Here is a 24471-nt window from a genome sequence, read left to right as displayed (position 1 = left end):
GGAAATGAGCGCGCTTGGACTAAAGTCGCACGTGATGCAATTTGCGTTGGCTTGTCGCGGCTTGCAACCCTAGCATGGGCCTCAACGGCGCGGGGTGGGGGCCTTCGGGATTTCGCGAGCTTGTGAGCGGCCGGGAACCGCTGCATCCGCGAGGAATTCGCATCCCCTTCGGGGGTTATCGCTTCAGCGTCAAGCAGGATCGGCTGTCCACGCGGGCCGCCTGTCGCACACATGCGTGGGGGAGGAAGACCATGTGGAATCAAATCTATGATCCGTTGCATAGCCCCGTGCTGTCGACGATCGCGGCGGCAGTGCCCGTCGTCACGCTGCTGGTCCTGATCGCGAGTGGGCGCGTTCAGGCTCACATTGCAGCCGTCATCGCCATGATCGTGACCAACCTGATCACGATCTTCGTGTTCACCATGCCGGCGAACATGTCGATTCGTGCCTCGATCCTCGGCATCGTGACCGGCTTCTTCCCGATCGGCTGGATCGTTCTCAACGTCATCTTCCTCTACCAGGTGACGGTCGGATGCGGGAAATTCGAGCTGCTCAAGCGTGCGATCGGTAGCGTGACGGAAGATCGGCGGCTGCAATTGTTGCTGGTGGCTTTCTCGTTCGGTGCCTTCTTCGAAGGCGCCTCGGGCTTCGGCACGCCGGTCGCGATCACCGGTGCCGTGCTGATCGGGCTCGGCTTCTCGCCACTGGCGGCCTCGGGGCTCTCGCTGATCGCCAACACCGCACCCGTCGCCTATGGCGCGCTGGGCACGCCGATCCAGGGCCTTGCCTCGGTCACCGGGCTCGATCCCTATATCCTGGGTGCAATGGTCGGCCGGCAATTGCCGTTCTTCTCGCTGATCGTGCCGTTCTGGGTGGTGTGGGCATTCGCCGGCTGGCGAGGAATGAAGGACGTCTGGCCGGCCGTCCTCGTCACCGGCGTGTCGTTCGCGATCCCGCAATTCGTGATCTCGAATTACATCAATCCCTGGATCGTCGACATCGGCGCATCGCTCATCTCGATGGGCGCGCTGATCCTGTTCCTCAGGGTCTGGCAGCCGAAGCAGCTCTGGCTCTCGCCGGCGCTGCGCGGCCACGATGAATCGGCGGCCACCATGGCGGCCGCAAAACCGCTCGACAAGACGCCCTTGACGCAAGGCGAGCTGTTCAGTGCGCTTCTGCCGTGGATCATCGTCTGCATCGTGATGCTGATCTGGGGTAACGGCGCCTTCAAGACGTGGGCGAATTCGATCTTCACCTGGAACTATGCCGTTCCCGAGCTGCACCAGATGATCAACAAGATGCCTCCGGTCGCGCCAGGGCCGACAAAGGAAGCGGCCGTGTTCAGCTTCACCTATCTGTCGTTCACCGGCACGGGCATGCTGATTGCGGCGATCATCTCCGGCCTGCTGATGGGCGTCGGTCCCGGCAAACTCGTGGCCGAGTATGGCCGCACCATCCGGCTCTGCGCGATCTCGCTGATCACGATCTCGGCGATGCTCGCGATCGGCACGCTGACGCGGCTGTCCGGCGTCGACGCGACGCTCGGTCTCGCCTTTGCCGCAACCGGCGTGCTCTATCCCTTCTTCGGCACGCTGCTCGGCTGGTTGGGCGTGGCACTGACCGGATCGGATACATCCTCGAACATCCTGTTCGGCAATCTCCAGAAGATCACCTCCCAGCAGCTCGGCCTGTCGCCGATCCTGATGGGCGCGGCGAACTCGTCCGGCGGTGTGATGGGCAAGATGATCGACGCGCAGTCGATCGTGGTCGCCTCCACCGCGACCAACTGGGTCGGCCACGAAGGCAGTATCCTGCGCTTCGTGTTCTGGCACTCGATCGTGCTCGCCTGTCTTGTCGGTCTGCTCGTGACGTTGCAGGCCTATGTCTATCCGTTCACGGCGCTCGTCCTGAAGTAGCAGGCGGCACCGGGCTTCGACAGCAAATCCCCGCGGGATCGTCCCCGCGGGGATTTTGGTCTCCTGCACCGACGAACCTTCTCAAAGGCCTTGCCGTCTTATAGAAGACCCGGCAAATCGGAATGCTCGAGAGGTCTGATGGTGTCGCTGAAGAAGATGGTATGTGCCGCGGCCGCGTTGCTCGTGATGTCCGCCGTTGCACCTGCGGAAGAAGGCTTTCCCTTCGGCACCGAGATGACGCTGGAAGCCGTGCCGCAGCCCGGCTCGAAGCGGATCCCGAACCTCGAGATCGGCGACCATGGCGAGGTCGTGCTCGAGCTCTGGTGCAAGGGTGGCAAGGGCCAGTTCTCCGTTGCCGGCAACACCGTGATTTTCGTCCCCGGCCCAATTCAGGATCGTTCCTGTCCGCCCGCCAAGGCCCAGGCCGACGACGATCTCGTCGCAGCGCTCGCCGCTGTCGAGACCTGGAAGCGCCAGGGCGACATGCTCACGCTGGTCGGCCCGAAGACGTTGCGTTTCCGCGAGAACGGGAATTAGATCCTCTCGTGTCCCGGACGCGGTGCGGCACGAAGTGACGCTCCGCTGAGCCGGGACCCAGACTCTCTCCACGATCTCGCTCGCAGCTTTCTGGGCCCCGGCTCTGCAGCGCTTATCGCGCTGCGTCCGGGGCACGAGAGCTTGGACTAGCTCGTCACTTCCACACCGACTTGTCGGCGTCCCAGCGCTGACCCTTCAACTCCTTGGCGAGCGCCTCGATCGAGCCGTTGTCGTCGGGCTGATCGCCCTCCTCGTCGGCGGTCGCCTCATCCGAGACGTTGAGCTTGGCGCCGCTGCTCTCGTCGGCTGTGGTGGTCGAGGGGCTGCCGATCCAGACCATCAACTTCTCTGATGTCCCCGGCTTGTCGGCGGAGACGAGGCCCGCGACCTCGATCGTGTCGGTGAGTTCGAGCGCCGGGAAATCCTGGTTCGGCCTTTTGAACACCAGCTTGAGCTTGCCGGTTGAGGGGCTGAAGCTCTGCGAGACAGGCTTGGCCGCGAGCGTCTTGCTGAGCACGCCGGCAATTGTGCTGGCGAGCTTGTCGCGGTTGATCTTGTCGCCGTCACGCCAGTCGGCGGCGGGCAGACGGATGGTGCGGTCCATCTCCGCGACCCCCGCGGTCCAGCCGGCAGCCGTGACACCCGGCATCGTCTTGAATTTTGCCAGCAGCGCGGCCGCGCGCTCCGGATCGACCGACATGTTGATGGTCTGCTCGCCGGCGCGCAACGCGTCGCAGCCGACGGAGAGACTTGCCAGCGTCACCTCGACGTCCTGGCCCTTGAGGCTTTTCAGGAAGTCGGTCGCGTTCTCCAGCTTGATCTTGACCGCGATCGCTTCCGGGGACACTTCAGTAAAGTCCTTCGGCTGCGGCGTGATGCCGTCGTCGGTGGTCTGGTTGTCCAGAAATTCCTTCTCGCTGAGGTCGGCATTGTCGGGCGACGTCACTTCGGTGACGGTCTGGCCGATGCCGATCTGGCCGCGGAACTCGAAGGTGTCGCCGGTCGGTTTGCGCGTCAGCTTGACGGTAACAGGCGCCTTCGCGCCGAGGCTCTGCGTCGTGCCGGTCAGCGTCTGGCCGGAGACCTGCAGGTTGACGACGAAGCGGTCCTTGCGGTCGGAGTTTTTTGCCACGGGGTAGCAGACGTCGAGCACGGCCGCGGTGACCGTCTTGCCCTGCCGCGTCTCCTTCAGGATCACGTCGGCATTGCCGTCCATCAGCCCGTCGATCGAGGTGAAATAGCGCGTCTCGATGCCGCCGGGCGCGGCGGCCTTCGGCGACAGCTTCATCTGGGCTGAGGCGACTTCGGGCGAGACGGCGAGCAGGACCGCCAAAAGAATTGTCGGGCAAACCAGAAGCGCGCGCATTGACGAAATCCTCGATCGAAAGAATCGGGCGCCACCGTAGTGGGTTTTGGCCGCCGGTTGAATCGGAAAGCGTGCGGCATGATCGGCAAAAAAGAAGGCCGCCCGGAGGCGGCCTTCATGACATTGTCAGGTGGGGACGGGCTTAGAAGCCGCCCATGCCGCCGCCGGCCGGCATGGCGGGCGCGGCTTCCTTCTTCGGCATCTCGGCGACCATCGCTTCGGTGGTTACCAGGAGGCCAGCCACGGAGGAGGCGTCCTGGAGCGCGGTGCGCACCACCTTGGCGGGATCGATGATGCCCTTCTCGATCATGTCGACATAGTCCTCGGTCTGGGCGTCGAAGCCGAAGGTCTCCGACTTGTTTTCCAGGATCTTGCCGACCACGATCGAACCCTCGACGCCGGCATTCTCCGAGATCTGGCGGATCGGAGCTTCCAGCGCCTTCAGCACGATATTGATGCCGGCCTGCACGTCGGCATTGGCGTTGGTGAGACGGCCGACGGCCTTCTTGGCGCGCAGCAGCGTCACGCCGCCGCCGGGGACGATGCCTTCCTGCACCGCGGCGCGGGTGGCGTTGAGCGCGTCCTCGACGCGGTCCTTCTTCTCCTTGACCTCGATCTCGGTGGCACCGCCGACGCGGATCACCGCGACGCCGCCGGCCAGCTTGGCGAGACGCTCCTGGAGCTTCTCACGGTCGTAGTCCGAGGTGGTCTCCTCGATCTGGGCCTTGATCTGGCCGACGCGGGCTTCGATGTCGGGCTTCTTGCCGGCGCCCTTGACGATCGTGGTGTTCTCCTTGTCGATCACGACCTTGCCGGCGCGACCGAGCATCTTCACCGTGACGTTCTCGAGCTTCATGCCGAAGTCTTCGGAGATCAGCTGGCCACCGGTCAGGATCGCGAGGTCTTCGAGCATGGCCTTGCGGCGGTCGCCGAAGCCCGGCGCCTTGACGGCCGCGACCTTCAGGCCGCCGCGCAGGCGGTTCACGACCAGGGTCGCCAGCGCCTCGCCCTCGACGTCCTCGGCGATGATGACGAGCGGCTTGCCCGACTGCACCACGGCTTCCAGCACCGGCAGCATGGCCTGCAGGCCGGACAGCTTCTTCTCGTGCAGGAGGATGTAGGCGTCCTCGAGCTCGGCGGTCATCTTCTCGGGGTTGGTGACGAAATAGGGGCTGAGATAGCCGCGGTCGAACTTCATGCCCTCGACGATGTCGACTTCGGTATCGAGCGACTTGTTTTCCTCGACGGTGATGACGCCCTCGTTGCCGACCTTCTGCATCGCCTGGGCGATCATCTTGCCGATGGCGGTGTCGCCGTTGGCCGAGATGGTGCCGACCTGGGCGACCTCGGAGGAGGCGGCGACGGGCTTGGCGCGCTTCTCGATGTCCTTGACGACGGCGTGGACCGCGGTGTCGATGCCGCGCTTGAGGTCCATCGGGTTCATGCCGGCGGCAACCGCCTTGGCACCTTCGCGCACGATGGCCTGGGCCAGCACGGTCGCGGTGGTGGTGCCGTCGCCGGCGAGGTCGTTGGTCTTGGAGGCGACCTCACGCACCATCTGGGCGCCCATGTTCTCGAACTTGTCCTCGAGCTCGATCTCCTTGGCGACGGTGACGCCGTCCTTGGTGATGCGCGGCGCGCCGAACGACTTCTCTATGACGACGTTGCGGCCCTTCGGACCGAGCGTCACCTTGACGGCGTTGGCGAGAATGTCGACGCCGCGCAGCATGCGATCGCGCGCGTCTCCGGAAAACTTGACGTCCTTGGCAGCCATTGTCTGCAATCCTTGTTAATTCGTGATGTGTCTGTCGCACTCCGTTCGTCATTGCCGGGCTTGCCCCGGCAATCCATCTCACTGCGAAGAATGATGGATGCCCGGGTCAAGCCCGGGCATGACGATGGGATATTCAGCGGCCGTTCAGGCTGACGGCCTTAGGCCATCACGCCCATGATGTCCGACTCCTTCATGATCAGGAGCTCTTCGTTGTCGATCTTGACCTCGGTGCCCGACCACTTGCCGAACAGTACGCGGTCGCCGACCTTGAGATCGATCGGGATCAGCTTGCCAGCCTCGTCGCGGCCTCCGGGGCCGACGGCGACGACTTCGCCCTGGGACGGCTTTTCCTTGGCGGTGTCGGGGATGATGATGCCGCCCTTGGTCTTTTCCTCGGCGTCGATACGTTTGACCACGACACGGTCATGCAGCGGACGAAATTTGGACTTAGCCATGACGTTTCCCTTTGGAGGCTCGCTTTTCCGAAAGCAGCGGAAGTGGGTGAGGGCGGCGCTCCCGTTCCCCCTCTTCCCGAGGAGCGAACGGCGCGCTTAGCAATCGGTCTTTCCGAGTGCTAATAGTGCGCAGGGGATATGGCTTGACTGCGATCCTGTCAAGCAAAGGTGGTTAAGCGATTGGTGAGGCGGATATAGGATGGTGGCATTGGAAACTTGTTCGGGGCGCCGGCGTATCAAAGGACGTCATTGCTCCGGCAGCGGTTTTGCGCTTGGCTGCGGCTGGGGTGCGGCCAGGGTCTTGTTCGGGGGAATGCCATGATCAGTTCAGCTCACGCGCGCACGGTTGCCAATCTGGCGGCGGCCTCTTGTCTGGCGCTGCTGCTGGGTGCCTGCGGCGGCGGCATGAGCCTGCCGTCCTTTTCGTCGTCCCAGCCGGCGCCGGTGGCCGAGCCCGGCACCGCGCCGGAAATGCCGGCCTCGATCCGCGCCGACGAGATCGTCGGCCGCTGGGGCCTCGCCTCGTTCCAGAACCCGGCCGACCGCGCCCGCACCGAGGCGGCTGCGCGAGCCCAGTGCAAGAATCCCTACGTGATCGGCGCCGGTTCGTCCGGCGGCGTGATCATGCATCTCGCCGACCAGGCTACGCCGCAGGAACTGCGGCTGAAGGGCTCGCCGAGCGGCAAGAACTATATCGGCCCCTCCGGCCCGACGCCGGGCGAGCAGGACCGCGAGATCGTCTCCTTCGACGGCCGCGTCATGATCACCCGCTTCGTCGACAAGGACGCCGCCACCCGCTACGGCAACATGGTCTATGTCCGCTGCGCCCCGAGGGCGTGATTTTCTGCAGTCGTTCCGGGGCGCGCGAAGCGTGAACCGGGAACCTCGAGATTCTCAGGTGCGCAATTGCGCACCGGAGTTCGATGCTGACGCACCGGCCCGGAATGACCGCCTGAAAATAAGTCCCAAAAACAAAAACGCCGGCTCTCGCCGGCATTTTGCTTTTCTGGCTTTCGCGTCCGCTCAGTCGAACAGCGCGTCGATGTCGTCCTGCGAGGCATGGCCGACGTCGCCGGCGAGCTTCGGTCCGTTGAGGAGCTTTTCGTCTTCGCTGCGGCTGTCGACATGCGCCGGCACGTGGGACTTGATCGCGTCGACGCCGCCCCAGATCTCCATCATCGCGTTGATGTGCTGCTCGATGAACTTCATCGTCGTCATGACCTTGCTGATGCGCTGGCCGGTCAGGTCCTGGAAGTTGCAGGCCTCGAAGATCGAGATGACGCGTTCCTGAATGTCGTCGGCGAGCCGCTTCTGCTGATCGACCGAGTCCACCTTGGACATCGCGCTCGCTGCCTGGTCGATCGACTCCGCGGCCTCGAGGATCTGCTGGGTCGCCTGTTCGGTGCCGCCGACCACCGCGCCGAGTTCGCCATTGACCTTGGCCATCTCGCCGCCGTCGAAGCTCTTGCCGTGCAGGGTCGCGATCTCGCGCTTGGTGCGGTCGATAGCATCATGGATGAGGTCGAGTTCGACCTTCAGCTTCTCGCACTGCTCGATCTGGGCGCGATAGGTGTCGAGCATCGTGCGCGCCTCGGAAAGCTCGTGGGCGGTGGAGGCGTCGATCGCGGCCATCGCTGCACTGCCGGATAGCGGGGCCGTGCCCTTTGCCATCTGTGCGCGGATCGCGCGCAGCTCGGCCATGATCTCGCTGTGCATCGGGCCTGCCTCTTCGGTCACGTCGACAATTGGCATCTCGCCGCCGGCGATATCCTCGACACGAAAACGTTTGCGGTGAACAGCCATCAGGATACTCCCCCCACCTCTTTCACGGGTCTTTGTAGGCAGAAGCAATTTAACACGAGGTTCACGGCCGGAACTGAGAAGCGGCCGCGCGCGACGGCGAGCATGCGCGCGGTTAACCATGCGGCTCGCGCCTTCACCGAAAATAAACGCTGATCGCCGAATTGGGCCGCCGCTCGCGACGTGGTGAATCGAAACCCCCGATCCGTTTACCAAACGAAACGGAGTTTGCTCTTTATTGACCACGTCGAGGACGCGAGACTTCAGCCAGCGCGCTCGGCGGCGAATGCAACTAGACGAAACAGTACAGAGTACGTCGATGTTCAAGAAAATGTCTGTCGCGCTGCTCGGCAGCGCTTGCGGCTTCATTGTCAGCACCGATTGCGCCAGCGCCTTCGACAATACGGTCCCGAACGATCCGCCCGCGGTGCTCTACCAGCCGCGTGTGCCGGCGGCGCCGGTCCGCGTCGCCTCCAATGGCAACATGGGCGGCGGCTTCATCGAGTTCCTGTTCGGCGATGGACCCGGCCGCGGCCCGGCCTACGCTCCGCAGCAGCCGATCTATCAGCAGCAGCCGGCTTACGCCGATCCGCGCCGCCTGCCGCCAATGGGCGAGCCGCAGATGCAGGGTGGATATCAGCAGGGTGCGAGCTATCAGCAGGAGGCGATCGATCCGCGGCAGCGTCCGTTCGATCCGAAGTTCGAGAAACAACTTGTTGACTATAGCGGCAAGGAAAGCGCCGGCACGATCGTGGTCGATTCCACCAACAAGTTCCTCTATCTCGTCGAGGGCAACGGGCGCGCGTTGCGTTACGGAATCGGCGTCGGACGCGAAGGTTTTACCTGGACAGGCGTGAAGTCGATCACGGCCAAGCGCGAATGGCCGGATTGGACGCCGCCGGCGGAAATGCTCGCTCGCCGGCCTGATCTGCCGAGGCACATGGAGGGCGGCCCGGAAAACCCGCTCGGCGCGCGCGCGATGTATCTCGGCTCCACGCTCTACCGCATCCACGGCTCCAACGAGCCCTGGACTATCGGCACCAACGTCTCCTCCGGCTGCATCCGCATGCGCAACGAGGACGTCATCGACCTCTACGGCCGCGTCAATGTCGGCACCAAGGTCGTGGTGATGTGATCGCCTGATGTCCGACGTGAAAACGGCCGCCTCATCGGCGGCCGTCTTGTTTGGCACTGTCGAGGCAAACTCAGGCGTAATCGCTACCGCCGTCGTCTCCGCCGCCGAAGTCGCTGTCGCTGTCGTCGGCCATGTCCATGTTGCCGTTGTCGTTGTTGTCGTAGTCCTGATCGTTGTCGTCGCGATCGTTCGAGGCCTGGTCGAAGAAGCCCTGTCGGGAGTCCCTGTTCGATCCGATGTCGTCGAGACCGGCGTCGCGGGCAAGCGAGCTGCCGGACTGATCGCCGCCCCAGGGGGAGCCGCCGCGCTCCTCGATGATGGTGGTGTCGCCAAAAGCCTGATGCGATCCGCCGCCCATCATGCCGCGGATGCTTGAAAGCAGCAGCGAACCGCCGACGACACCGGCCGCGGCCGCCGCCGCCGTGCCCAGGAACGAACCGCCCCCACCGCCGACCGGCGGGGCGCCATAGCCCTGACCATATCCCTGACCTTGCCCGTAAGCCTGGCCATACGGCGGTTGGCCGTAACCCGGCTGGGCCTGCTGCATCGCCTGGCCGCTATTCCAGACCGGCCGCTGCTCGCGGGGCGGTACGTTGGGAACCGAGCCGCGCGACGAACTCGAGCCGAACAACGTGTCGCGCATGGTGTCCAGGAAGCCGCCGGATTGCGGCTGCTCCTTCGCATGCGCCGCTTCCAGCTCCTGGATGCGGGCATTCGCGCGCTTCAGCGCTTCGTCCTGGACCAGCGTGGTCTGCACCAGCGCGTAGACGGCGCCCGGCGCCTTGCGTAAGCCGTCCGAAATCGCGGCGATCGCGTCGGGATCGCGCGGTGCATTTTCCAGTTTCGAAAGCCTGTCGAAAAGATCGTCGACGAGCTGGCGTTCCTGCGGCGTCATGGTCTGTCTCCCTCGCGCGAAACAAGCGCAAGCGGGATGTAGGGTTCCATTGTGGCCCCAACAGTGGCGGCCGGATTAAATTTCGGTATGCGACAGACTGCCCCAAGGCTTTGCCCCAAGGCTTTGCCCCAAGGCTTTGCAGCAAGGCTTACCTTTCAGGGCTGGTTTTCGCCGGTGTCATGCCAACGTCACATGGCTGGCCGCGAGAAGCTGCGCGAAGGCGTCGCCGGCGAGGTAGGCGTGCTCGCGCTCGCGGACATCGGTCATCGGATCGAGGCCGGTGAGGACTTCGTCGACGAAGCCGGGATGGCACATCACCAGGCCGCCCTCGGGGAGGCCCTCAAGGAACTGCCGCATCAGCGCGCCGAAATCGGCCGCGCGCGTGAAATCATAGGCGCCGGCGAAAGCGGGATTGAATGCGAGACCGACGCGCTGCGCGCGGCGGCGGAATTGCGCGCTGAGGACATCGAGCACCATCGCTTTTGGCGAAGCCAGTCGCTGCGCCAGCGGCAGGTTGCGGCCGCCCTGCCGCACCCAGGCCTTGGGCGCGGCCTCGCCGACCGCCTCGAGGAAGCCGTCGCGCACCTGCGGAAACAGCTGCACGTGCTGATGGCCGTCGACGAAGTGGGGCGGCCGGCCGAAGGCTTCCGCGAAGGCCACGAGCTGCGCTCGCACCTCGTTGCGGAAGAACTCGCTGTCGAGCCGCCGCATCAACCCGGCGCGCAACAGTTTTGGAAAAGCCATGAACATGTCGCCGTCGAGCGGACGGAAATGCATGGTGAGCGGGCGGAATGGGGCCGACAGCGTCACGTGCAATCCGATCGCGCAACGCGGGCTCGCCTTGACCGCTGCCTGAAGCGCCTCGATCTCGCTGCGCTGGATCGCCGGGCCGACTATCATCACCGAGGTGGCGTTGAGGCGGCCGCGCTCGATCAGGTCGCGGATGGCGCGGTTGACCCCAGGGCTGATGCCGTAATCATCGGCGCAGAGCCAGATCCGCCGCAGGCGCGCGGCCGCGCTCATTCGGCCGCAGTCCTGTTCGATGCGTCGTCGGCGGTGTCGGCGTTAGAGTGCTTTTCGCTGTGCTCGGCAACGAAATAGATCGGACGCGCCTTCAGCTCGGAGAGGATCTTGCCGATATATTCGCCGACGATGCCGATCATGATGAGCTGCACGCCGCCGATCGTCATCAGGCCGACCACGAGCGACGGATAGCCAGGGACCTGCTTGCCGGTCGTGAAAACCTCCCACAGGATCGAGAGGCCAAACAGGAACGCGCCGCCGGCGAGGATGACGCCGAACAGGCTGGCGAAACGCAGTGGTGCCACCGAGAACGAGGTCAGGCCCTCGATCGACAGGCCGAGCAGGCTTGCTGCGTTGAAGGTGGTGACGCCGTGGGTGCGCGCTGCGGGCTCATAGTCGACGCGGATCTGGCGGAAGCCGATCCAGCTGGCGAGGCCCTTGAAGAAGCGGTTGCGCTCCGGCAGTTGCCGCAGCGCGGTTACCGCGCGCGGCGAGAGCAGGCGGAAGTCGCCGGCATCTTCCGGGATCTTCTGGCGGGCCCCCCAGTTGATCAGCGCGTAGAAGCCGTGCACGGCGACCCGGCGCAGGAACGTCTCGTTGTCGCGATGTGCCTTGGCGGTATAGACGACGTCATAGCCGTCATCGATCCAGTGCCGCACCAGCTGCTCGATCAGCGCCGGCGGATGCTGACCGTCGCCGTCCATGAACATGACGGCTCCGAGCCGGGCATGGTCGAGGCCGGCCATCAGGGCGGCCTCCTTGCCGAAATTGCGCGACAGCGAGACCACCTGGACGTCAATGGCGTCGGCCGGCAGCGAGCGGGCGATCGACAGCGTCGCATCCTTGCTGCCGTCATCGACATAGACGACCTCGCAAGCGAGCCGATAGCGCTGCCGTACGACCTTGGCGAGATCGCAGATGCGCTGATGCAGGGCGGCAAGGCCTGCCGCCTCGTTGTAGACGGGGACGACAATCGACAGCCCCTTCGCCGCGGCATTCGCTGCGGTGGTGGTCAGGGCGGAAACGTCAGAGCCCAGCGTCATCGATCGAGGTTCCAGAGGCGTTCAAGGTCATCTCAACAGCATATGGTAGCTGCCGTTTGCTGTCGCTACGCTGAACGGAACAGCTCGGCAGCTTTGGGCTCATCGCCGCAGGAAGGCCTCGAGCTTGGCGAACAGCGGGTTCTCCCGGTCGAACACGTAGTCGAGCGAAACCACCGAGACGGTCTCGGCGCCGTGCTCGCGCAGGAAGCTTGCCAGCGCATAAAGCTGTCCTGGCGGGCAGTGCAGCGTCAGCATGCCCGATGAGGTCGGCCCGCCGAACGGAGCTTCGACGCCGAACCGGCTATGGGCTTCGCCAATAAGGGCGGTATCGCATTGCCGGAAGCGGGTCCGGACCTCGCGGTATTTGTTGGCGCGCGCGCGTGCCGCGATGTGGTCGAGGATCACGCGCGCGGTCTCGAGCGCCTGCGGCGACCAGTCGGCGTGCTTTGAGGCGACCAGATTGGCCTGGCTGCGCAGCATCACGCCGTCGTCGAGCACCCGCAAGCCGTTGGCGGCGAGCGTCGCCCCCGTGGTGGTGATGTCGACGATCAGTTCGGCACTGCCCGCGGCCGGCGCGCCTTCGGTGGCACCAGCGCTCTCGACAATGCGGTAATCGGTGATGCCGTGGGTTTGGAAGAAGGTGCGAGTCAGGTTGACGAACTTGGTCGCGACCCGCATCCGCATGTGGTGCTGCTCGCGGAAGCCGGTGGTGACATCGTCGAGATCGGCCATGGTACGGACATCAATCCAGGCCTGCGGCACCGCGACGACGACGTCGGCATAGCCGAAGCCGAGCCCGTCGATCAGGGACACGTGCTTGTCGGCGTCCGCGATGTTCTCGCGCACCAGGTCTTCGCCGGTGACGCCGAGATGTGCGAAGCCGCGCGACAGTTGCGAGGCGATCTCGCTCGCCGAGAGATAGGCGACCTCGACATTGTCGAGGCCCGCGATGGTGCCGCGATAGTCGCGGGCGCCGCCGGCCTTCGACAGCTTGAGCCCGGCGCGGGCGAAGAAGCTTTCCGCGTTTTCCTGAAGGCGGCCCTTGGAGGGAACGGCCAGAACGAATGGCGCGCTCATGACTTAAGCTCCCACCTTGCGGCCGATCCTGGTCAGAGCGTCGACCCAGACCGAGAAGCCGACCGCCGGAATCGGAGTTGGCGATCCAAGCTGGGTCATCAGTCCATCATAACGGCCGCCGGCGACCAGCGGTTCGGCGCCATTGCCCCTGTGATGCAGCTCGAATTCGAAGCCGGTGTAATAGTCGAGCCCGCGGCCGAATGCGGTCGAGAAGCGCGTGGTCTTCACCTCGATGCCGCGCGCGGCCATGAAGCCGATCCGGCTTTCGAATTGGTCGATGGCGCCGGCGAGGTCGAGCTTTGCATCAGTGGTGAGCGCGCGCAGCTCAGCGACGGCATCGTCCGGATTGCCTGATATCGACAGGAAGCGCTTGAGGACATCGATCGCCTCGCGCGGAAGCGCGCCACCCTTGAGCGTCGACTGCTCGAGGAAGCGGTCGGCGATCTCGGCCGTGGTGCGGCCGCCGACATTGGTGGTCCCGGCGATCGACATCAGATCCGTGACGAAGGCCAGCGCCGCTTTGCGGTCCGAGCCGGCGAGCGCGGCCAGCACGCCCTCATATTCGCTGCGGGTCGCGGCGGTCGCAGCCGCCAGCCGCTCCAGATCCTGCTCCAGACTGATCTTGCGATTGAAGTCCTTGACCAGGCGGCGGCGCCAGACCGGGTAGAGGTTGAGGGCATCAAGCAGCGCGTTGAACAGCGCCACGTCCCCGGTGCGGATCTCGACATCGCGCACGCCGAAGGCGGCGGTTGCCTCCAGCGCCAGCGCCAGGGTCTCGGCATCCGCGGCGGCGCGGTCCTGCCGGCCGAACGATTCGATGCCGGCCTGGAGGAATTCGCTGGGCTGGCCACTGCGGTAGCGGAACACGGGTCCCAGATAGCTGAATCCGGCCGGCTGACCGGCGCGGCCGGAGGCGAGATAGTCGCGCGCCACCGGGATCGTCAGGTCGGGGCGCAGGCAGAGCTCTTCGCCGGACAGGTCCGTCGTCAAATAGAGGCTCTTGCGGATGTCCTCGCCGGACAGATCGAGGAACGGCTCGGCCGGCTGCAGGATGGCTGGCTCGGACCTGATGTAGCCGGCCTGCGCAAACGACAACAGCAGCGTATCCGCCCAGGCGGCGGAGCCGGCAGCATTTGAGGTGGCAGTTGCGGTCATAACAGGGTCCATCGTCCCGGTGGAACCGGGCAGCGAGCAAGGGGAGACGAGTTGGCGCAGCCCTTAGCATGGCCCGAAACCGGTTTCGACCTCCAAAGGATCAATCGCTTAACGGCGGGGCAATGCATGGGATCAGGCGGTTTTGCCGCTCCAGTCGCCCAGCACCGCCTGCACCAGCGCCAGCGCCGCCACCGCGGCGGTGTCAGCCCGCATGATGCGGGGGCCGAGGGCCAGCCGCAGGATCTTCGGCTGGCGCAGCAGCAGGCCCCGTTCCTCCTCGGCAAAGCCGCCCTCGGGTCCGATCAGCACGTCGATACCTCGTCCGGGCTCGCGCGCGCCTTGCAGGCTCTGGACCGGATTTTCGACCTCGGCTGCCTCATCGCAGAAGATCAGCAGGCGGTCGGCAGGGCGCTGGCTGAGGTAACGCTCCAGCGACATCGGTTCGGCGACAGTGGCAATGCTCAAAATCCCGCATTGCTCGGCCGCTTCGACCACATTGGCGCGCATCCGTTCGGTGTTGACCCGGGAGGCCTGCGTGAACCGGGTCAGGACCGGCTGCAGGCTGGCAGCGCCCATCTCGATGGCCTTCTGGACCATGTAATCGAGCCGGGCATGCTTGAGGGGGGCGAAGACGTAGGCGAGGTCGGGCAGGCGGTCCTGGGGCCGGGTCGGCTGCAGGATGACGAGGCCATCCGGACGCTTGCGGCCTTCGATCGCGGCCTGCCATTCGCCGTCGCGGCCATTGAAGGCCAGCACCTCGGCTCCGGCGGCGAGCCGCAGCACATTGCCGAGATAGTTGCTCTGGTCGCGGTCGAGGGCGATCCTGGCGTCCTGGGCCAGGGGGGCATCGACGAACAGGCGGGGGGCGCGAAAATCGTGCGAGGGCATTGGTCAAAAGTCCGATTTGCCGCCGTTCTTAAACGAAAGCAGCCATTTCGGGGGTAAATATTGCCGAACTGCTGCGTCGGCGCGCCGCGCTCTTGCCCTATTCAACGGGTTGTTAAGGCTCGGCGGGAATCGTAAAATCGCGCGCACGCTGGTTGCGCTTCAATGGAAGACGCCGAACCCCGTAAGCTCCTGCCGGAGAGACACTCTTGATAATCCGTCGTTTGATGGTTCCTATTACTGCCGCCATGGTCACCGTGGGGGCCGCGGGTGCTCATGCCCAGGGATTCCCGGCGCCGTTACCGGGCCAGGCCGCAGCCGATCCCGCATTTCCGCCCGTCAACGGCCGAGCGCCGGTCGCCTCCATTGGCACCGCGCCACAGGCTTCCTTCCCGGTCAACGGCGCCGCGCCCCTCGGTGGGGGCGGCGGCGCCTTCAGCGCGGCCCCGCCGACGCAAGCCGGTCCCGGCGAGAATTGCATGAAGGCGTTCATCCCGCTCCGCGAGGAGGCCGAGAAGCGCGGCAAGCTGATCAAGGCTGCGAGCGACCGCCATGCCTCGCCCGAGGAAGCCTGCAAGCTGATCAGGAGTTTCGGCCAGGCCGAGTCCAAGATGATCAAGTATGTCGAGGCCAATGCCGCCAAATGCGGAATCCCGCCGCAGATCGGCGCGCAGATGAAGGACGGCCACAAGAACACCGAGGCCATGCAGACGAAGGTCTGTAACGTCGCGCAGCAGATGGCGAACCAGCCGCGCGGTCCGGCCGGTCCGTCGCTCAGCGAAGTGGTGGGCTCGGGCTCGGCGCCGGAAGCCAATGCCGGCAGGAAGGGCGGCAGCACCTTCGACACGCTCAACGGCAACGTCCTCACCCGATGAGCGACACATCAGCCCGTGTTGCCGACTCTACCGGCAACTGGGTCGATACGCTCGCGCCGTCATGGGCGCGGCCGTATCTGCGCCTGTCCCGCTTCGACAGGCCGATCGGCTCCTGGCTTCTGTTGATGCCGTGCTGGTGGTCGGCCGCGCTCGCCAGCGGCATGGCGCATGACGCCCGCCGCCTGCCGCTGATCATCGTGCTGTTCTTCATCGGCGCCTTCGTCATGCGCGGCGCCGGCTGCACCTGGAACGACATCACCGACCGCGACCTCGACGACAAGGTCGAGCGCACCCGCTCGCGGCCGCTGCCGTCTGGACAGGTGACCACGAAGCAGGCGCTCGCCTTCATGGTTGCGCAGGCCCTGATCGGGCTCGTGGTGTTGTTGCAGTTCAACCGCTTCGCCGTCCTGACCGGCATCGCCTCGCTTCTGATCGTCGCGATCTACCCCTTCATGAAGCGCATCACCTGGTGGCCGCAGACCGTGCTCGGGCTTGCCTTCTCCTGGGGCGCCTTGATGGGCTTTGCCGTCACCTTCGGACGCATCGACGTCACCGCGCTGGTGCTCTATGCCGGCGCGATTTCCTGGGTGATCGGCTATGACACGATCTATGCGCATCAGGATGCCGAGGACGACGCGCTGATCGGCATCAAGTCGACCGCGCGCCTGTTCGGCGCACACACGCACCAGGCGCTGATCCTGTTCTACGGATTGTCGGTGATGCTGATCGGCGTCGCGCTCGCCTCTGGCGATGCGCGCTGGCCGGCGTGGATCGGGCTTGCCGCGTTCGGCGCGCATCTGGCGTCGCAGATCGTACGGCTCAGGATCGACTATCCTGCACTGTGCCTGCGCCTGTTCAAGTCGAACCGCGACGCGGGCTTGCTGCTGTTTGCGGGACTGCTGGCCGATGCGGTGATGCGAGCAGCCTAGCTTCGCTCAATTCCTTGCGATGATCTCGCGTTCTTCGCGATGAATCGGCAGCTCGCGCGCCATGGCGGTGCGTCGGCGCATCAGGAATTTCGGGCGGCGGGCACGGATCGCATTGGCGCGGCGACGCCGGGCGGCCGGCTTGCGGGCGCCTTCGTCGAGCTGCGGAAGCGCAAAGACCTCGCTCCAGATCGCCCAGGCTTCAGCGAGTTCGTCGCTGTCGGCGCCGACCAGCAGCGGAACGGACAGGGAGGGGTCGCGATGGACCAGCACGAGGGCCTGCGCCTCGTCGTTACCGCGCAGCGCGACGCCGGTGAAGTCGCTGACGCGCACGTTGATCGCCATCTGCATGCCGCGGACCGCACGGCGCAGCACGACGCGTTCGCGATGAAGCTCGATCTGTCTTGTGGATCCGTCGGCGCGCGGATCATGCGCATCGAAGCGGACCGGAAGGGAATGAGGGTCGAGCCGCAAGCTGCGGCTCGACCCGGCGGGGTTGACCCCGCATGTTGATGTTTGACGCCTCACGGCTTTCATTCTCCCCGCCAGGATTGTGTTCCCGGTCGATGCGAGGACCTTAGCGCAGGCCCTTTCCGAAACCGCTTAAAAAGGCTGGTTAATCCAGCGTCACCGGGCCGCATGATTGACAAGACCTTGGCGCGCATGATTGACGAGACGTTGCGCGAGAAGCGCGAATCTGAGCCTTTTGCGGGCTGAAAATGCTTGAAGTCCGCACCATTTGGGCACATCTGGTGTTCAGGGCCCAAGGTCGCCCGGAAACCTCCCGCGCCCCAACAGGATTTCGTTCGTGAACTCTTCACCATCCGCAAGCTCGACGCTTTCGCCCAAAGCCAACCGCGACCTGTTCGATCAGTCTGCGCTCTCGGATCTCGCTCAGCGTCTGGTCGAGGCGGCAAAGCGCGCCGGTGCGGATGCGGCCGATGCGGTCGCGGTGCGCGGCATCTCGCAAGGTGTCGAGGTGCGCGACGGCCGCGTCGAGGAGTCCGAGCGGTCCGAGGGCGACGATGTCGGCCTGCGCGTGCTGGTCGGCCAGCGTCAGGCCGTGGTCTCGACGAACGATGTCGGCGGCGATGCCGTCACCAAGCTTGCCGAGCGCGCAGTCGCAATGGCACGCGTGGCTCCAGCCGACAAATATGTCGGCCTTGCCGATCCCGCGCTGCTCGCGCGTGATTTCCCCGATCTCGATCTGCTCGATCCCAATGTGCCGGCAACGGCTGAGCTCGAACGCCGCGCGCTGGAGGCAGAGGCTGCTGCGCTCGCCGTGAAGGGTGTATCCAAGTCGGGCGGCGCCTCGGCCTCATCAGGCATCGGCGGCATGGTGCTCGTCACCAGCACAGGTTTCCACGGCTCTTACCTGCGCTCCAGCCAGGGCATCTCGGCGACCGCAATCGCCGGCGAAGGCACCAGCATGGAACGCGACTACGACTTCACCTCGGCGCCGCACGGCGCCGATCTGCTGTCGCCGCAAGCCGTCGGCCGTTCCGCCGGCGAGCGCACCGTCGCCCGCTATAATCCGCGCAAGGTCGAAACCTGCAAGGTGCCCGTGGTGTTCGACCCGCGCGTCGCGGGCTCGCTGGTCGGCCATCTCGTCGGTGCCATCAACGGCGCCTCCATCGCGCGCAAGACCAGTTTCCTCAAGGACAAGCTCGGCGAGCAGCTGTTCGCCAAGAACATCCGCATCGTCGATGATCCCTTGCGCAAGCGCGGCCTGCGCTCGCAGACGTTCGATGCCGAGGGCGTCGCGGTGAAGACAATCGCGCTGGTCGACGAAGGCGTGCTGACGACCTGGCTGCTCGATTGCGCCACCGCGCGCGAGCTCGGCCTCACCACCACAGGCCACGCCCATCGCGGCGTCTCGTCCTCGCCCTCGCCCGGGCCGTACAATCTGCATCTCGAGCCCGGCACACCGACGCCGGCCGAGCTGATCGCCGACATCAGCCAGGGTTTCTACGTCACCGATCTGATCGGCTCGGGCGTCAACGGCGTCACCGGCGACTACAGCCGTGGTGCCTCCGGTTTCTGGATCGAGAACGGCGAGCTCACCTATCCCGTCAGCGAGGTGACGATCGCCGGCCATCTGTTCGAGATCTTCAAATCGATGCAGCCGGCCAACAATCTCGAATTCCGCTACGGCATCAATGCGCCGACGGTGCGCATCGAGGGATTGACGCTTGGCGGACGCTGACTTCTCCGACGCAACGATCCTGACGCGCGACGCCGCGCTGCTGCAAGACACGGTGCGGGAGGCAGGCGCACTCGCGCAATCGATGTTCCGCACCGAGTTGAAGAAGTGGATCAAGGGCGCGTCCTCCCCGGTCTCGGAAGCCGACATCGCCGTCAATGATCTCCTCGAAGCACGCCTGCGTGGCGCTACGCCGGACTATGGCTGGCTGTCGGAGGAGAGCGCCGACGATTCCACACGGCTGTCGCGGCGGCTGACCTGGGTGGTCGATCCCATCGACGGCACGCGCAACTATCTTGGGGGTCATGACGATTGGTGCGTCAGCGTAGCGCTGGTCGAGGGTGCTTCGCCGGTGCTGGCCGCGGTGTTCGCGCCTGTTACCAGTGAGTTCTTCTTCGCCGCCCGCGGCCGCGGCACGCTGCTCAACGACATCCCGGTCCGGGCAAATTCCGGCAGCGAGCTCGACTTTGCACGCGTCGCCGGCCCCAAGCCGCTGGTCGAGCGGCTGAAGCCGTCGCTGGGCGAGATCAAGCTGCATCCGCGAATCGGTTCGCTCGCGCTCCGCCTTTGCCGGGTTGCCCATGGCGGGCTGGATGCGGCTTTTGCGGGGGGCAACAGCCATGATTGGGACCTTGCGGCGGCCGATTTGATCGTGCAGGAAGCGGATGGTAGGATGAGCGACCTCTCCGGAGATCCCATCCTTTATAATCGTCGGGAAGTGACGCACGGGGTGCTGGTGGCAGCGGGACGCGATCGTCATGCGAGCATTGTCGCGCATTTTCGAAACCGTCCCTTGCCCTGAAGCGCTTGTCGGCGTGCTTGTCGACAACTGCTTTGCCGGGCAGACCATTAGGAACAGAACTCATGCCAGATAGTGCCCCGCAACAACTGCTTCATCTCGTCATCGGCGGCGAGCTCGTCGATCTCGAGCAAAACGTCTTCAAGAATCTCGACGACGTCGAGATCGTCGGCCTCTATCCGAACTATGCCACCGCTCACGCCGCCTGGCGCGCGAAGGCGCAGAGCACGGTCGACAACGCGCAGATGCGCTATTTCATCGTCCATCTCCACCGGCTGCTCGACCCCAATCAAGAACCGGCGCGTTGAGAAGACTGCTTCGCAATACGCTGCGAAGCAGCTGGTTTCAGCGTGCCGTCGGGTTTCTGGCGGCCGAATATCTGCGTCTGGTCTGGCGGACCAACAAATTCACCTTTGATCCGCCCGATGTCTATGACATCGTCGAGCCGCAGATCCCGGCGATCTTTGCCTTCTGGCACGGCCAGCATTTCCTCACCCCGTTCATCAAGAACAAGGACTCCTATCGCGCCAAGGTCCTGATCTCCCGTCATCGCGACGGCGAGTTCAACGCGATCGCGGTGGAGCGGCTCGGCATCGGTCTCATCCGCGGTTCGGGCGACCATGGCGGCGCTTTCCACCGCAAAGGCGGGGTCGGCGCCTTCAAGGAGATGGTGCGAACGCTCCAGGACGGTTGTAATGTCGCGCTGACAGCCGATGTCCCCAAGCGCGCGCGCGTCGCTGGACTCGGCATCATCATGCTGGCACGGGAATCGGGGCGTCCGATCATGCCTTTCGCCATGGCGACGAGCCGCTTCGTCAGGCTCAAGAACTGGGATCGCACCACCATCAACCTGCCGTTCGGGCGGGGCGCGCTGGTCGGCATCAAGGAAATCCACGTTCCCGCAGATGCCGATGCCGCCATGATGGAAACGCTGCGGCTGGAGCTGGAAGAGACGCTGAACGAGGCCACCCGCCGCGCCTATGCGCAGCTCGGGCGTCCGGGGCCTGCCGATGGCTAGCTCGCTGCCCCATGCGGTCCCGAAGTCCCTGCCGATGACGCTGCGGATGTATCGGCGCCTCGCCACCGGCCTCGTGCCGCTCGCGCCGGCGCTGATCAAGCGGCGGCTGAAGCAGGGCAAGGAAGATCCCGCGCGCGTCGGCGAGCGGCGCGGCCTGTCCCGGGACGTGCGCCCGCACGGCCCGCTGGTCTGGATCCACGGTGCCAGCGTCGGCGAGGTGTTGGCGGCAGCGGCGCTGATTGAGCGCCTGCGCGATCTCAACCTACGCATCCTGCTCACCTCGGGCACGGTGACTTCGGCCGCGGTCGTCGCAAAACGCTTTCCGCCCGACGTCATCCATCAATATGTGCCGTATGATTCCCCGCGCTATGTCGCGCGCTTCCTCGACCATTGGAAGCCGTCGCTGGCGCTGTTCATCGAATCCGATCTCTGGCCGAATCTGATCCTGGCGGGCGCGGCGCGCCGAGTACCGATGGTGCTGATCAACGGGCGGATGTCGCCGCGGTCCTTCCCGCGCTGGCGGCGGATGCACGGCACCATCTCGGCGCTGCTGTCGCGGTTCGACATCTGCCTCGCGCAGTCGAAGCTAGACGCCGAGCGCTTTTCCGCGCTCGGCAGCCGCGATGTCCTCACCACGGGCAATCTCAAGCTCGACGTGCCGGCGCCGCCGGCAGATCCCGCCAAGCTCGAACGGCTGATGACGATGACGCGGGGACGCCCGATCATCGTTGCGGCTTCGACCCATCCGGGCGAGGACGAAATGCTGGTCGCGGCGCATCGCAGCCTCGTCGGTCACTTCCCGCAGCTTCTGACCGTCATCGTGCCGCGGCATCCGGATCGCGGCCCCTCGATCGCGGGGCTGGTCACGGCGTCCGGCCTGAAGCCGGCGTTGCGCTCGCGCGACGAGCTGCCGACGGCCACGACCGACATCTATGTCGCCGACACCATGGGCGAGCTCGGCCTGTTCTACCGCCTGTCGCCCATCGTGTTCATGGGCGGTTCGCTGATCCGCCATGGCGGCCAGAATCCGATCGAGGCGATCAAGTTGGGGGCGGCCATTGTCCATGGTCCGAACGTCTTCAACTTCGCCGATGTCTATCAGGCGCTCGATAGCCGCGGCGGCGCGCGCCAGGCCGACACGCAGGAGGCGCTGGTCAAGCAGCTCGGCCTGTTGCTGGCCGATCCGACCGTGCGCGACAAGCTGCAGCGCGCGGGAAGCGGCGTGGTCGAGGAGCTCGGCGGTGCGCTCGATCGCACCATGACGGCGCTCGAGCCGTATCTGATGCAGTTGCGGATCGAGATGGGAGCCGCCAATGCGTGAGCCGGCCTTCTGGTACCGGCCGCGCTCTCCGACGTCGCATCTGCTCAGCCCATTGGGCATGCTCTATGGCGCCATCACCGCGCGCCGCATGGCGCGCAAGGGCTTTGACGCCGGCATCCCCGTGCTCTGCGTCGGCAATTATCATGTCGGCGGCGCCGGCAAGACGCCGACGGTGCTGGCGCTGACCAGGCTGCTGCGCGAGCTCGGCGAGACGCCGGTGGTGCTCAGCCGCGGCTATGGCGGGCGCCTCAACGGCCCGGTCATGGTCGACCGCGAACGCCACACCGCGTCCGATATCGGCGACGAGCCGTTGATGATGGCGCGTGATGTCCCGGTCGCGGTGGCACGCGATCGTCTCGACGGTGTTGCGCTGGCGAAGTCGCAAGGCGCCACCGTGATCCTGATGGATGACGGCTTTCAAAATCCGCATCTAGCAAAGGATGCCTCGCTGATCGTGATCGACAGCGAACGCGGCCTCGGCAATGGCAAGGTGTTTCCCGCCGGTCCCTTGCGCGCGCCACTGGGAGCGCAGCTCGCGCGCACCGACGCGCTGGTGCTGATCGGCGACGGACATGGCGCGGACGATGTCGCGGCGAAGATTTCCGCACGCGGCAAGCCGGTGCTGCGCGCGCGGCTGAAGCCGGACGCGGCATCGGTTGCGAGACTATCCGGCAAGCCTGTGCTTGCCTTCGCCGGCATCGGCGATCCCGAGCGCTTCTTCCGCACATTGCGCGCCAGCGGCATCGAGGTCGTGCGCACGCGACCCTTCGCCGACCACCACATGTTTTCGCCAGCCGAGATCGCCGCGCTCGCCGCGGATGCCCGGCGCGAGCAGCTCACGTTGGTCACGACAGAGAAGGACCTCGCGCGCCTGCGCGGCATCGAGGGCGCGCCTGATGGCATCGTGCCGTTCGCCGTTCAGCTCGAGTTCGATGAACCGGAAAAGCTGCGGCAACTGATTGGCGATCATCTGTACAAATCGCGCGAGCGGCGATTCAGCGCGCGTTGATCTCGCACGTTGGGCAACGTCTCTGCCGTACCCCAGAAAAGCGACATGTCGCCGCTAGCGAATCCTCTTCCGCGCGTACGGGAGTTGATGTAGCCTTTCACAAGAGCCGTCACCGGGACGTGCCGAACTCCCGGAAATCATCGGCGGCGTTTATGCCCACGGCGGGCAATGTATCTTCATCATTTCAGATGGGCGGCCGTAACGACGAGTTTGGAACGGCACGGAAAGCTATTGCCAAAAGCTCAGAGGAGAACATGCCATGCATTTTTGCCTCACAGGTCAATACACGCAACGCGCGCTCAACGCCATTCTGGAAAATCCCACGACCAATCGCCAGGAAGCCGCGAGAAAACTCATCGAAGCGGCCGGCGGCAAGCTGATTTCGATGTACAGCGTTGCGGCCGACGGCCCAGGCGTTCTCGTGATTTTCGACCTGCCTGATCCGAGCGCGGCCCCGGCCATCTCCGGCCTGACCGTCACCGCAGGCACCCTGCAGAACGTGAAACTGATGAGGTTGTTCACGCAGGATGAGATCAAGCAGGTGCGCCAGAACGCGGCGAAGCTGCGTTCTTCTTATACTCCGCCCGGAAGCTGACATCCGGATCTGAAGCGCTGCCGCCGCCATCGTATCAGGCTGCGGCAGCGCTTTTGCATCCACAGCGGACATCACGGCAAAATCGGGCCTGCGAACCGGGCGAGGCAAAGCTCGATGCGGTGCGGCGTGCTTGCCGGCGGCGTCGGCTGCGACCTGCGATCGTGCTTCGGCGGCCAGTCATGCTCACCATGCGCCGACGGCGATCATTCCGGCGATGGTCAGGCACGAGACGCAAGCCACGATGAAAGTATAGCATTCGGGTGTGTTCATTGCCGGCTCCCAAACTGTTGCCAATCGCTTGGTCAATGCTACGCGGGAGAGGTCGCCGACGTTCGGGCCGCTTCAGTTCGGCCCGTGGTGACCGGGTTTGCGATGTATGTCCATCCCGTCATCGTCAATTCGATCCGCAGGATGATAATCCGTGTCCGGAGCTTCAGCGCGCTCAGGTGCGATCAGAAGCTGTTTTCGCATTTCAGCGAGGCGGGCACGGCAATATTCACGATAGAGCAATTCCAATATGGCGGGCATGCGCACCCTCCATCGTTTAACTTGATATTCCATCGCGAATTTTCGAAGTGATCGTAGCCCGCCGGATGGCTCTTCAATATGAGCCCGTTCACAGACTGCGCCGATTCCAAAGCTCAATGGCTGTTTGGTTGACTTG

The 24471-nt window shown here is 65.0% G+C and carries 25 protein-coding genes; 13 read left to right on the top strand and 12 right to left on the bottom strand.

Annotation, left to right across the window (positions count from 1 at the left end; translation table 11 throughout):
* The first annotated feature begins 251 nt into the window (after window positions 1-251).
* Both XH88_RS22975 and XH88_RS22970 read left to right on the top strand, forming a co-directional pair.
* A complete protein-coding gene (locus XH88_RS22975; protein WP_271670566.1) occupies window positions 252-1916 on the top strand; it encodes an L-lactate permease in 1665 nt (554 codons plus the stop codon).
* 138 nt (window positions 1917-2054) lie between these two features.
* Window positions 2055-2453: an META domain-containing protein gene (locus tag XH88_RS22970; protein WP_271670565.1), complete on the top strand. Its 399-nt coding sequence runs from the start codon at window positions 2055-2057 to the stop codon at window positions 2451-2453.
* A 154-nt stretch (window positions 2454-2607) separates the two neighbouring features.
* On the opposite strand, the gene XH88_RS22965 is transcribed toward XH88_RS22970, so the two are convergent.
* The 3 genes from XH88_RS22965 to XH88_RS22955 form a co-directional block, all read right to left on the bottom strand.
* Window positions 2608-3819: a hypothetical protein gene (locus tag XH88_RS22965; protein WP_271670564.1), complete on the bottom strand. Its 1212-nt coding sequence runs from the start codon at window positions 3817-3819 to the stop codon at window positions 2608-2610.
* Between the two features lie 142 nt (window positions 3820-3961).
* Window positions 3962-5593, bottom strand: a complete 1632-nt coding sequence (gene groL / locus XH88_RS22960) for a chaperonin GroEL (protein ID WP_271670563.1) — start codon at window positions 5591-5593, stop codon at window positions 3962-3964.
* A 158-nt stretch (window positions 5594-5751) separates the two neighbouring features.
* Complete coding sequence (locus XH88_RS22955) at window positions 5752-6048, bottom strand: co-chaperone GroES (RefSeq protein ID WP_014491914.1); 297 nt, start codon at window positions 6046-6048, stop codon at window positions 5752-5754.
* 318 nt (window positions 6049-6366) lie between these two features.
* Here XH88_RS22955 and XH88_RS22950 point away from each other — a divergent pair, with 318 nt between their 5' ends.
* Entirely contained in the window at window positions 6367-6888 is a 522-nt protein-coding gene (locus XH88_RS22950) for a hypothetical protein (protein ID WP_271670562.1), read from the top strand.
* A 183-nt stretch (window positions 6889-7071) separates the two neighbouring features.
* On the opposite strand, the gene XH88_RS22945 is transcribed toward XH88_RS22950, so the two are convergent.
* Entirely contained in the window at window positions 7072-7851 is a 780-nt protein-coding gene (locus XH88_RS22945; RefSeq protein WP_271670638.1) for a protein phosphatase CheZ, read from the bottom strand.
* Window positions 7852-8167: 316 nt separating this feature from the next.
* On the opposite strand from XH88_RS22945, the gene XH88_RS22940 reads away from it, so the two are divergent.
* The gene (locus tag XH88_RS22940; RefSeq protein WP_271670561.1) at window positions 8168-8983 is read left to right on the top strand and encodes a L,D-transpeptidase; all 816 of its coding nucleotides are present in this window, start codon (window positions 8168-8170) and stop codon (window positions 8981-8983) included.
* Between the two features lie 70 nt (window positions 8984-9053).
* Here XH88_RS22940 and XH88_RS22935 read toward each other — a convergent pair whose 3' ends face one another.
* From XH88_RS22935 to XH88_RS22910, 6 genes are all read right to left on the bottom strand, one after another.
* On the bottom strand, window positions 9054-9878 hold the full coding sequence (locus XH88_RS22935) for a DUF2076 domain-containing protein (protein WP_271670560.1): 825 nt from the start codon (window positions 9876-9878) through the stop codon (window positions 9054-9056).
* Window positions 9879-10055: 177 nt separating this feature from the next.
* The gene (locus XH88_RS22930; RefSeq protein WP_271670559.1) at window positions 10056-10901 is read right to left on the bottom strand and encodes a ChbG/HpnK family deacetylase; all 846 of its coding nucleotides are present in this window, start codon (window positions 10899-10901) and stop codon (window positions 10056-10058) included.
* Window positions 10898-11944, bottom strand: a complete 1047-nt coding sequence (locus XH88_RS22925; protein ID WP_271670558.1) for a glycosyltransferase family 2 protein — start codon at window positions 11942-11944, stop codon at window positions 10898-10900. The genes XH88_RS22930 and XH88_RS22925 overlap by 4 nt, the downstream gene beginning before the upstream one ends.
* A 99-nt stretch (window positions 11945-12043) precedes the next feature.
* Window positions 12044-13021 (bottom strand): ATP phosphoribosyltransferase, encoded by a 978-nt coding sequence (hisG, locus tag XH88_RS22920; RefSeq protein ID WP_271670557.1) that lies wholly within the window; start codon window positions 13019-13021, stop codon window positions 12044-12046.
* Window positions 13022-13024: 3 nt separating this feature from the next.
* Window positions 13025-14176, bottom strand: a complete 1152-nt coding sequence (locus tag XH88_RS22915; protein WP_271670556.1) for an ATP phosphoribosyltransferase regulatory subunit — start codon at window positions 14174-14176, stop codon at window positions 13025-13027.
* A gap of 132 nt (window positions 14177-14308) precedes the next feature.
* On the bottom strand, window positions 14309-15064 hold the full coding sequence (locus XH88_RS22910) for a 16S rRNA (uracil(1498)-N(3))-methyltransferase (protein ID WP_271670555.1): 756 nt from the start codon (window positions 15062-15064) through the stop codon (window positions 14309-14311).
* Window positions 15065-15273: 209 nt separating this feature from the next.
* Here XH88_RS22910 and XH88_RS22905 point away from each other — a divergent pair, with 209 nt between their 5' ends.
* Together XH88_RS22905 and ubiA are read left to right on the top strand one after the other, a co-directional pair.
* Complete coding sequence (locus tag XH88_RS22905) at window positions 15274-15936, top strand: hypothetical protein (protein ID WP_271670637.1); 663 nt, start codon at window positions 15274-15276, stop codon at window positions 15934-15936.
* The gene (gene ubiA / locus XH88_RS22900; RefSeq protein WP_271670554.1) at window positions 15933-16865 is read left to right on the top strand and encodes a 4-hydroxybenzoate octaprenyltransferase; all 933 of its coding nucleotides are present in this window, start codon (window positions 15933-15935) and stop codon (window positions 16863-16865) included. The genes XH88_RS22905 and ubiA overlap by 4 nt, the downstream gene beginning before the upstream one ends.
* A gap of 6 nt (window positions 16866-16871) precedes the next feature.
* Here the strand turns inward: ubiA and XH88_RS22895 are convergent, their stop codons facing one another.
* Window positions 16872-17390 (bottom strand): DUF6101 family protein, encoded by a 519-nt coding sequence (locus tag XH88_RS22895; protein ID WP_271670553.1) that lies wholly within the window; start codon window positions 17388-17390, stop codon window positions 16872-16874.
* A 280-nt stretch (window positions 17391-17670) separates the two neighbouring features.
* On the opposite strand from XH88_RS22895, the gene XH88_RS22890 reads away from it, so the two are divergent.
* The 7 genes from XH88_RS22890 (at window position 17671) to XH88_RS22860 (ending at window position 23807) form a co-directional block, all read left to right on the top strand.
* Window positions 17671-19068: a TldD/PmbA family protein gene (locus XH88_RS22890; protein ID WP_271670552.1), complete on the top strand. Its 1398-nt coding sequence runs from the start codon at window positions 17671-17673 to the stop codon at window positions 19066-19068.
* Window positions 19055-19867 (top strand): 3'(2'),5'-bisphosphate nucleotidase CysQ, encoded by an 813-nt coding sequence (locus XH88_RS22885; RefSeq protein WP_271670551.1) that lies wholly within the window; start codon window positions 19055-19057, stop codon window positions 19865-19867. Before XH88_RS22890 ends, XH88_RS22885 begins: the two co-directional genes overlap by 14 nt.
* Window positions 19868-19929: 62 nt before the next feature.
* On the top strand, window positions 19930-20172 hold the full coding sequence (locus tag XH88_RS22880; RefSeq protein WP_028134338.1) for a DUF4170 domain-containing protein: 243 nt from the start codon (window positions 19930-19932) through the stop codon (window positions 20170-20172).
* Complete coding sequence (locus XH88_RS22875; RefSeq protein WP_271670550.1) at window positions 20169-20882, top strand: lysophospholipid acyltransferase family protein; 714 nt, start codon at window positions 20169-20171, stop codon at window positions 20880-20882. The genes XH88_RS22880 and XH88_RS22875 overlap by 4 nt, the downstream gene beginning before the upstream one ends.
* Complete coding sequence (locus XH88_RS22870; protein WP_442868463.1) at window positions 20875-22203, top strand: 3-deoxy-D-manno-octulosonic acid transferase; 1329 nt, start codon at window positions 20875-20877, stop codon at window positions 22201-22203. The genes XH88_RS22875 and XH88_RS22870 overlap by 8 nt, the downstream gene beginning before the upstream one ends.
* A complete protein-coding gene (lpxK, locus tag XH88_RS22865; RefSeq protein WP_271670548.1) occupies window positions 22196-23212 on the top strand; it encodes a tetraacyldisaccharide 4'-kinase in 1017 nt (338 codons plus the stop codon). Before XH88_RS22870 ends, lpxK begins: the two co-directional genes overlap by 8 nt.
* A gap of 259 nt (window positions 23213-23471) precedes the next feature.
* Complete coding sequence (locus tag XH88_RS22860) at window positions 23472-23807, top strand: GYD domain-containing protein (RefSeq protein WP_271670547.1); 336 nt, start codon at window positions 23472-23474, stop codon at window positions 23805-23807.
* Window positions 23808-24149: 342 nt separating this feature from the next.
* On the opposite strand, the gene XH88_RS22855 is transcribed toward XH88_RS22860, so the two are convergent.
* The gene (locus tag XH88_RS22855) at window positions 24150-24335 is read right to left on the bottom strand and encodes a hypothetical protein (RefSeq protein ID WP_271670546.1); all 186 of its coding nucleotides are present in this window, start codon (window positions 24333-24335) and stop codon (window positions 24150-24152) included.
* Window positions 24336-24471: the final 136 nt, after the last annotated feature.

It is taken from the genome of Bradyrhizobium sp. CCBAU 51627, from assembly GCF_028128765.1.
GTDB lineage: Bacteria > Pseudomonadota > Alphaproteobacteria > Rhizobiales > Xanthobacteraceae > Bradyrhizobium.
The sequence above is the reverse complement of the archived record's forward strand: the minus strand, read 5'-3'. Positions and strand labels throughout refer to the sequence as shown.

Coding starts and splice junctions, on each gene's coding strand:
- XH88_RS22975 (WP_271670566.1), top strand. CDS start 252: ATGTGGAATCAAATCTATGATCCGTTGCATAGCCCCGTGCTGTCGACG.
- XH88_RS22970 (WP_271670565.1), top strand. CDS start 2,055: ATGGTGTCGCTGAAGAAGATGGTATGTGCCGCGGCCGCGTTGCTCGTG.
- XH88_RS22965 (WP_271670564.1), bottom strand. CDS start 3,819: ATGCGCGCGCTTCTGGTTTGCCCGACAATTCTTTTGGCGGTCCTGCTC.
- groL (WP_271670563.1), bottom strand. CDS start 5,593: ATGGCTGCCAAGGACGTCAAGTTTTCCGGAGACGCGCGCGATCGCATG.
- XH88_RS22955 (WP_014491914.1), bottom strand. CDS start 6,048: ATGGCTAAGTCCAAATTTCGTCCGCTGCATGACCGTGTCGTGGTCAAA.
- XH88_RS22950 (WP_271670562.1), top strand. CDS start 6,367: ATGATCAGTTCAGCTCACGCGCGCACGGTTGCCAATCTGGCGGCGGCC.
- XH88_RS22945 (WP_271670638.1), bottom strand. CDS start 7,851: ATGGCTGTTCACCGCAAACGTTTTCGTGTCGAGGATATCGCCGGCGGC.
- XH88_RS22940 (WP_271670561.1), top strand. CDS start 8,168: ATGTTCAAGAAAATGTCTGTCGCGCTGCTCGGCAGCGCTTGCGGCTTC.
- XH88_RS22935 (WP_271670560.1), bottom strand. CDS start 9,878: ATGACGCCGCAGGAACGCCAGCTCGTCGACGATCTTTTCGACAGGCTT.
- XH88_RS22930 (WP_271670559.1), bottom strand. CDS start 10,901: ATGAGCGCGGCCGCGCGCCTGCGGCGGATCTGGCTCTGCGCCGATGAT.
- XH88_RS22925 (WP_271670558.1), bottom strand. CDS start 11,944: ATGACGCTGGGCTCTGACGTTTCCGCCCTGACCACCACCGCAGCGAAT.
- hisG (WP_271670557.1), bottom strand. CDS start 13,021: ATGAGCGCGCCATTCGTTCTGGCCGTTCCCTCCAAGGGCCGCCTTCAG.
- XH88_RS22915 (WP_271670556.1), bottom strand. CDS start 14,176: ATGACCGCAACTGCCACCTCAAATGCTGCCGGCTCCGCCGCCTGGGCG.
- XH88_RS22910 (WP_271670555.1), bottom strand. CDS start 15,064: ATGCCCTCGCACGATTTTCGCGCCCCCCGCCTGTTCGTCGATGCCCCC.
- ubiA (WP_271670554.1), top strand. CDS start 15,933: ATGAGCGACACATCAGCCCGTGTTGCCGACTCTACCGGCAACTGGGTC.
- XH88_RS22880 (WP_028134338.1), top strand. CDS start 19,930: ATGCCAGATAGTGCCCCGCAACAACTGCTTCATCTCGTCATCGGCGGC.
- XH88_RS22870 (WP_442868463.1), top strand. CDS start 20,875: ATGGCTAGCTCGCTGCCCCATGCGGTCCCGAAGTCCCTGCCGATGACG.
- lpxK (WP_271670548.1), top strand. CDS start 22,196: ATGCGTGAGCCGGCCTTCTGGTACCGGCCGCGCTCTCCGACGTCGCAT.
- XH88_RS22860 (WP_271670547.1), top strand. CDS start 23,472: ATGCATTTTTGCCTCACAGGTCAATACACGCAACGCGCGCTCAACGCC.
- XH88_RS22855 (WP_271670546.1), bottom strand. CDS start 24,335: ATGCCCGCCATATTGGAATTGCTCTATCGTGAATATTGCCGTGCCCGC.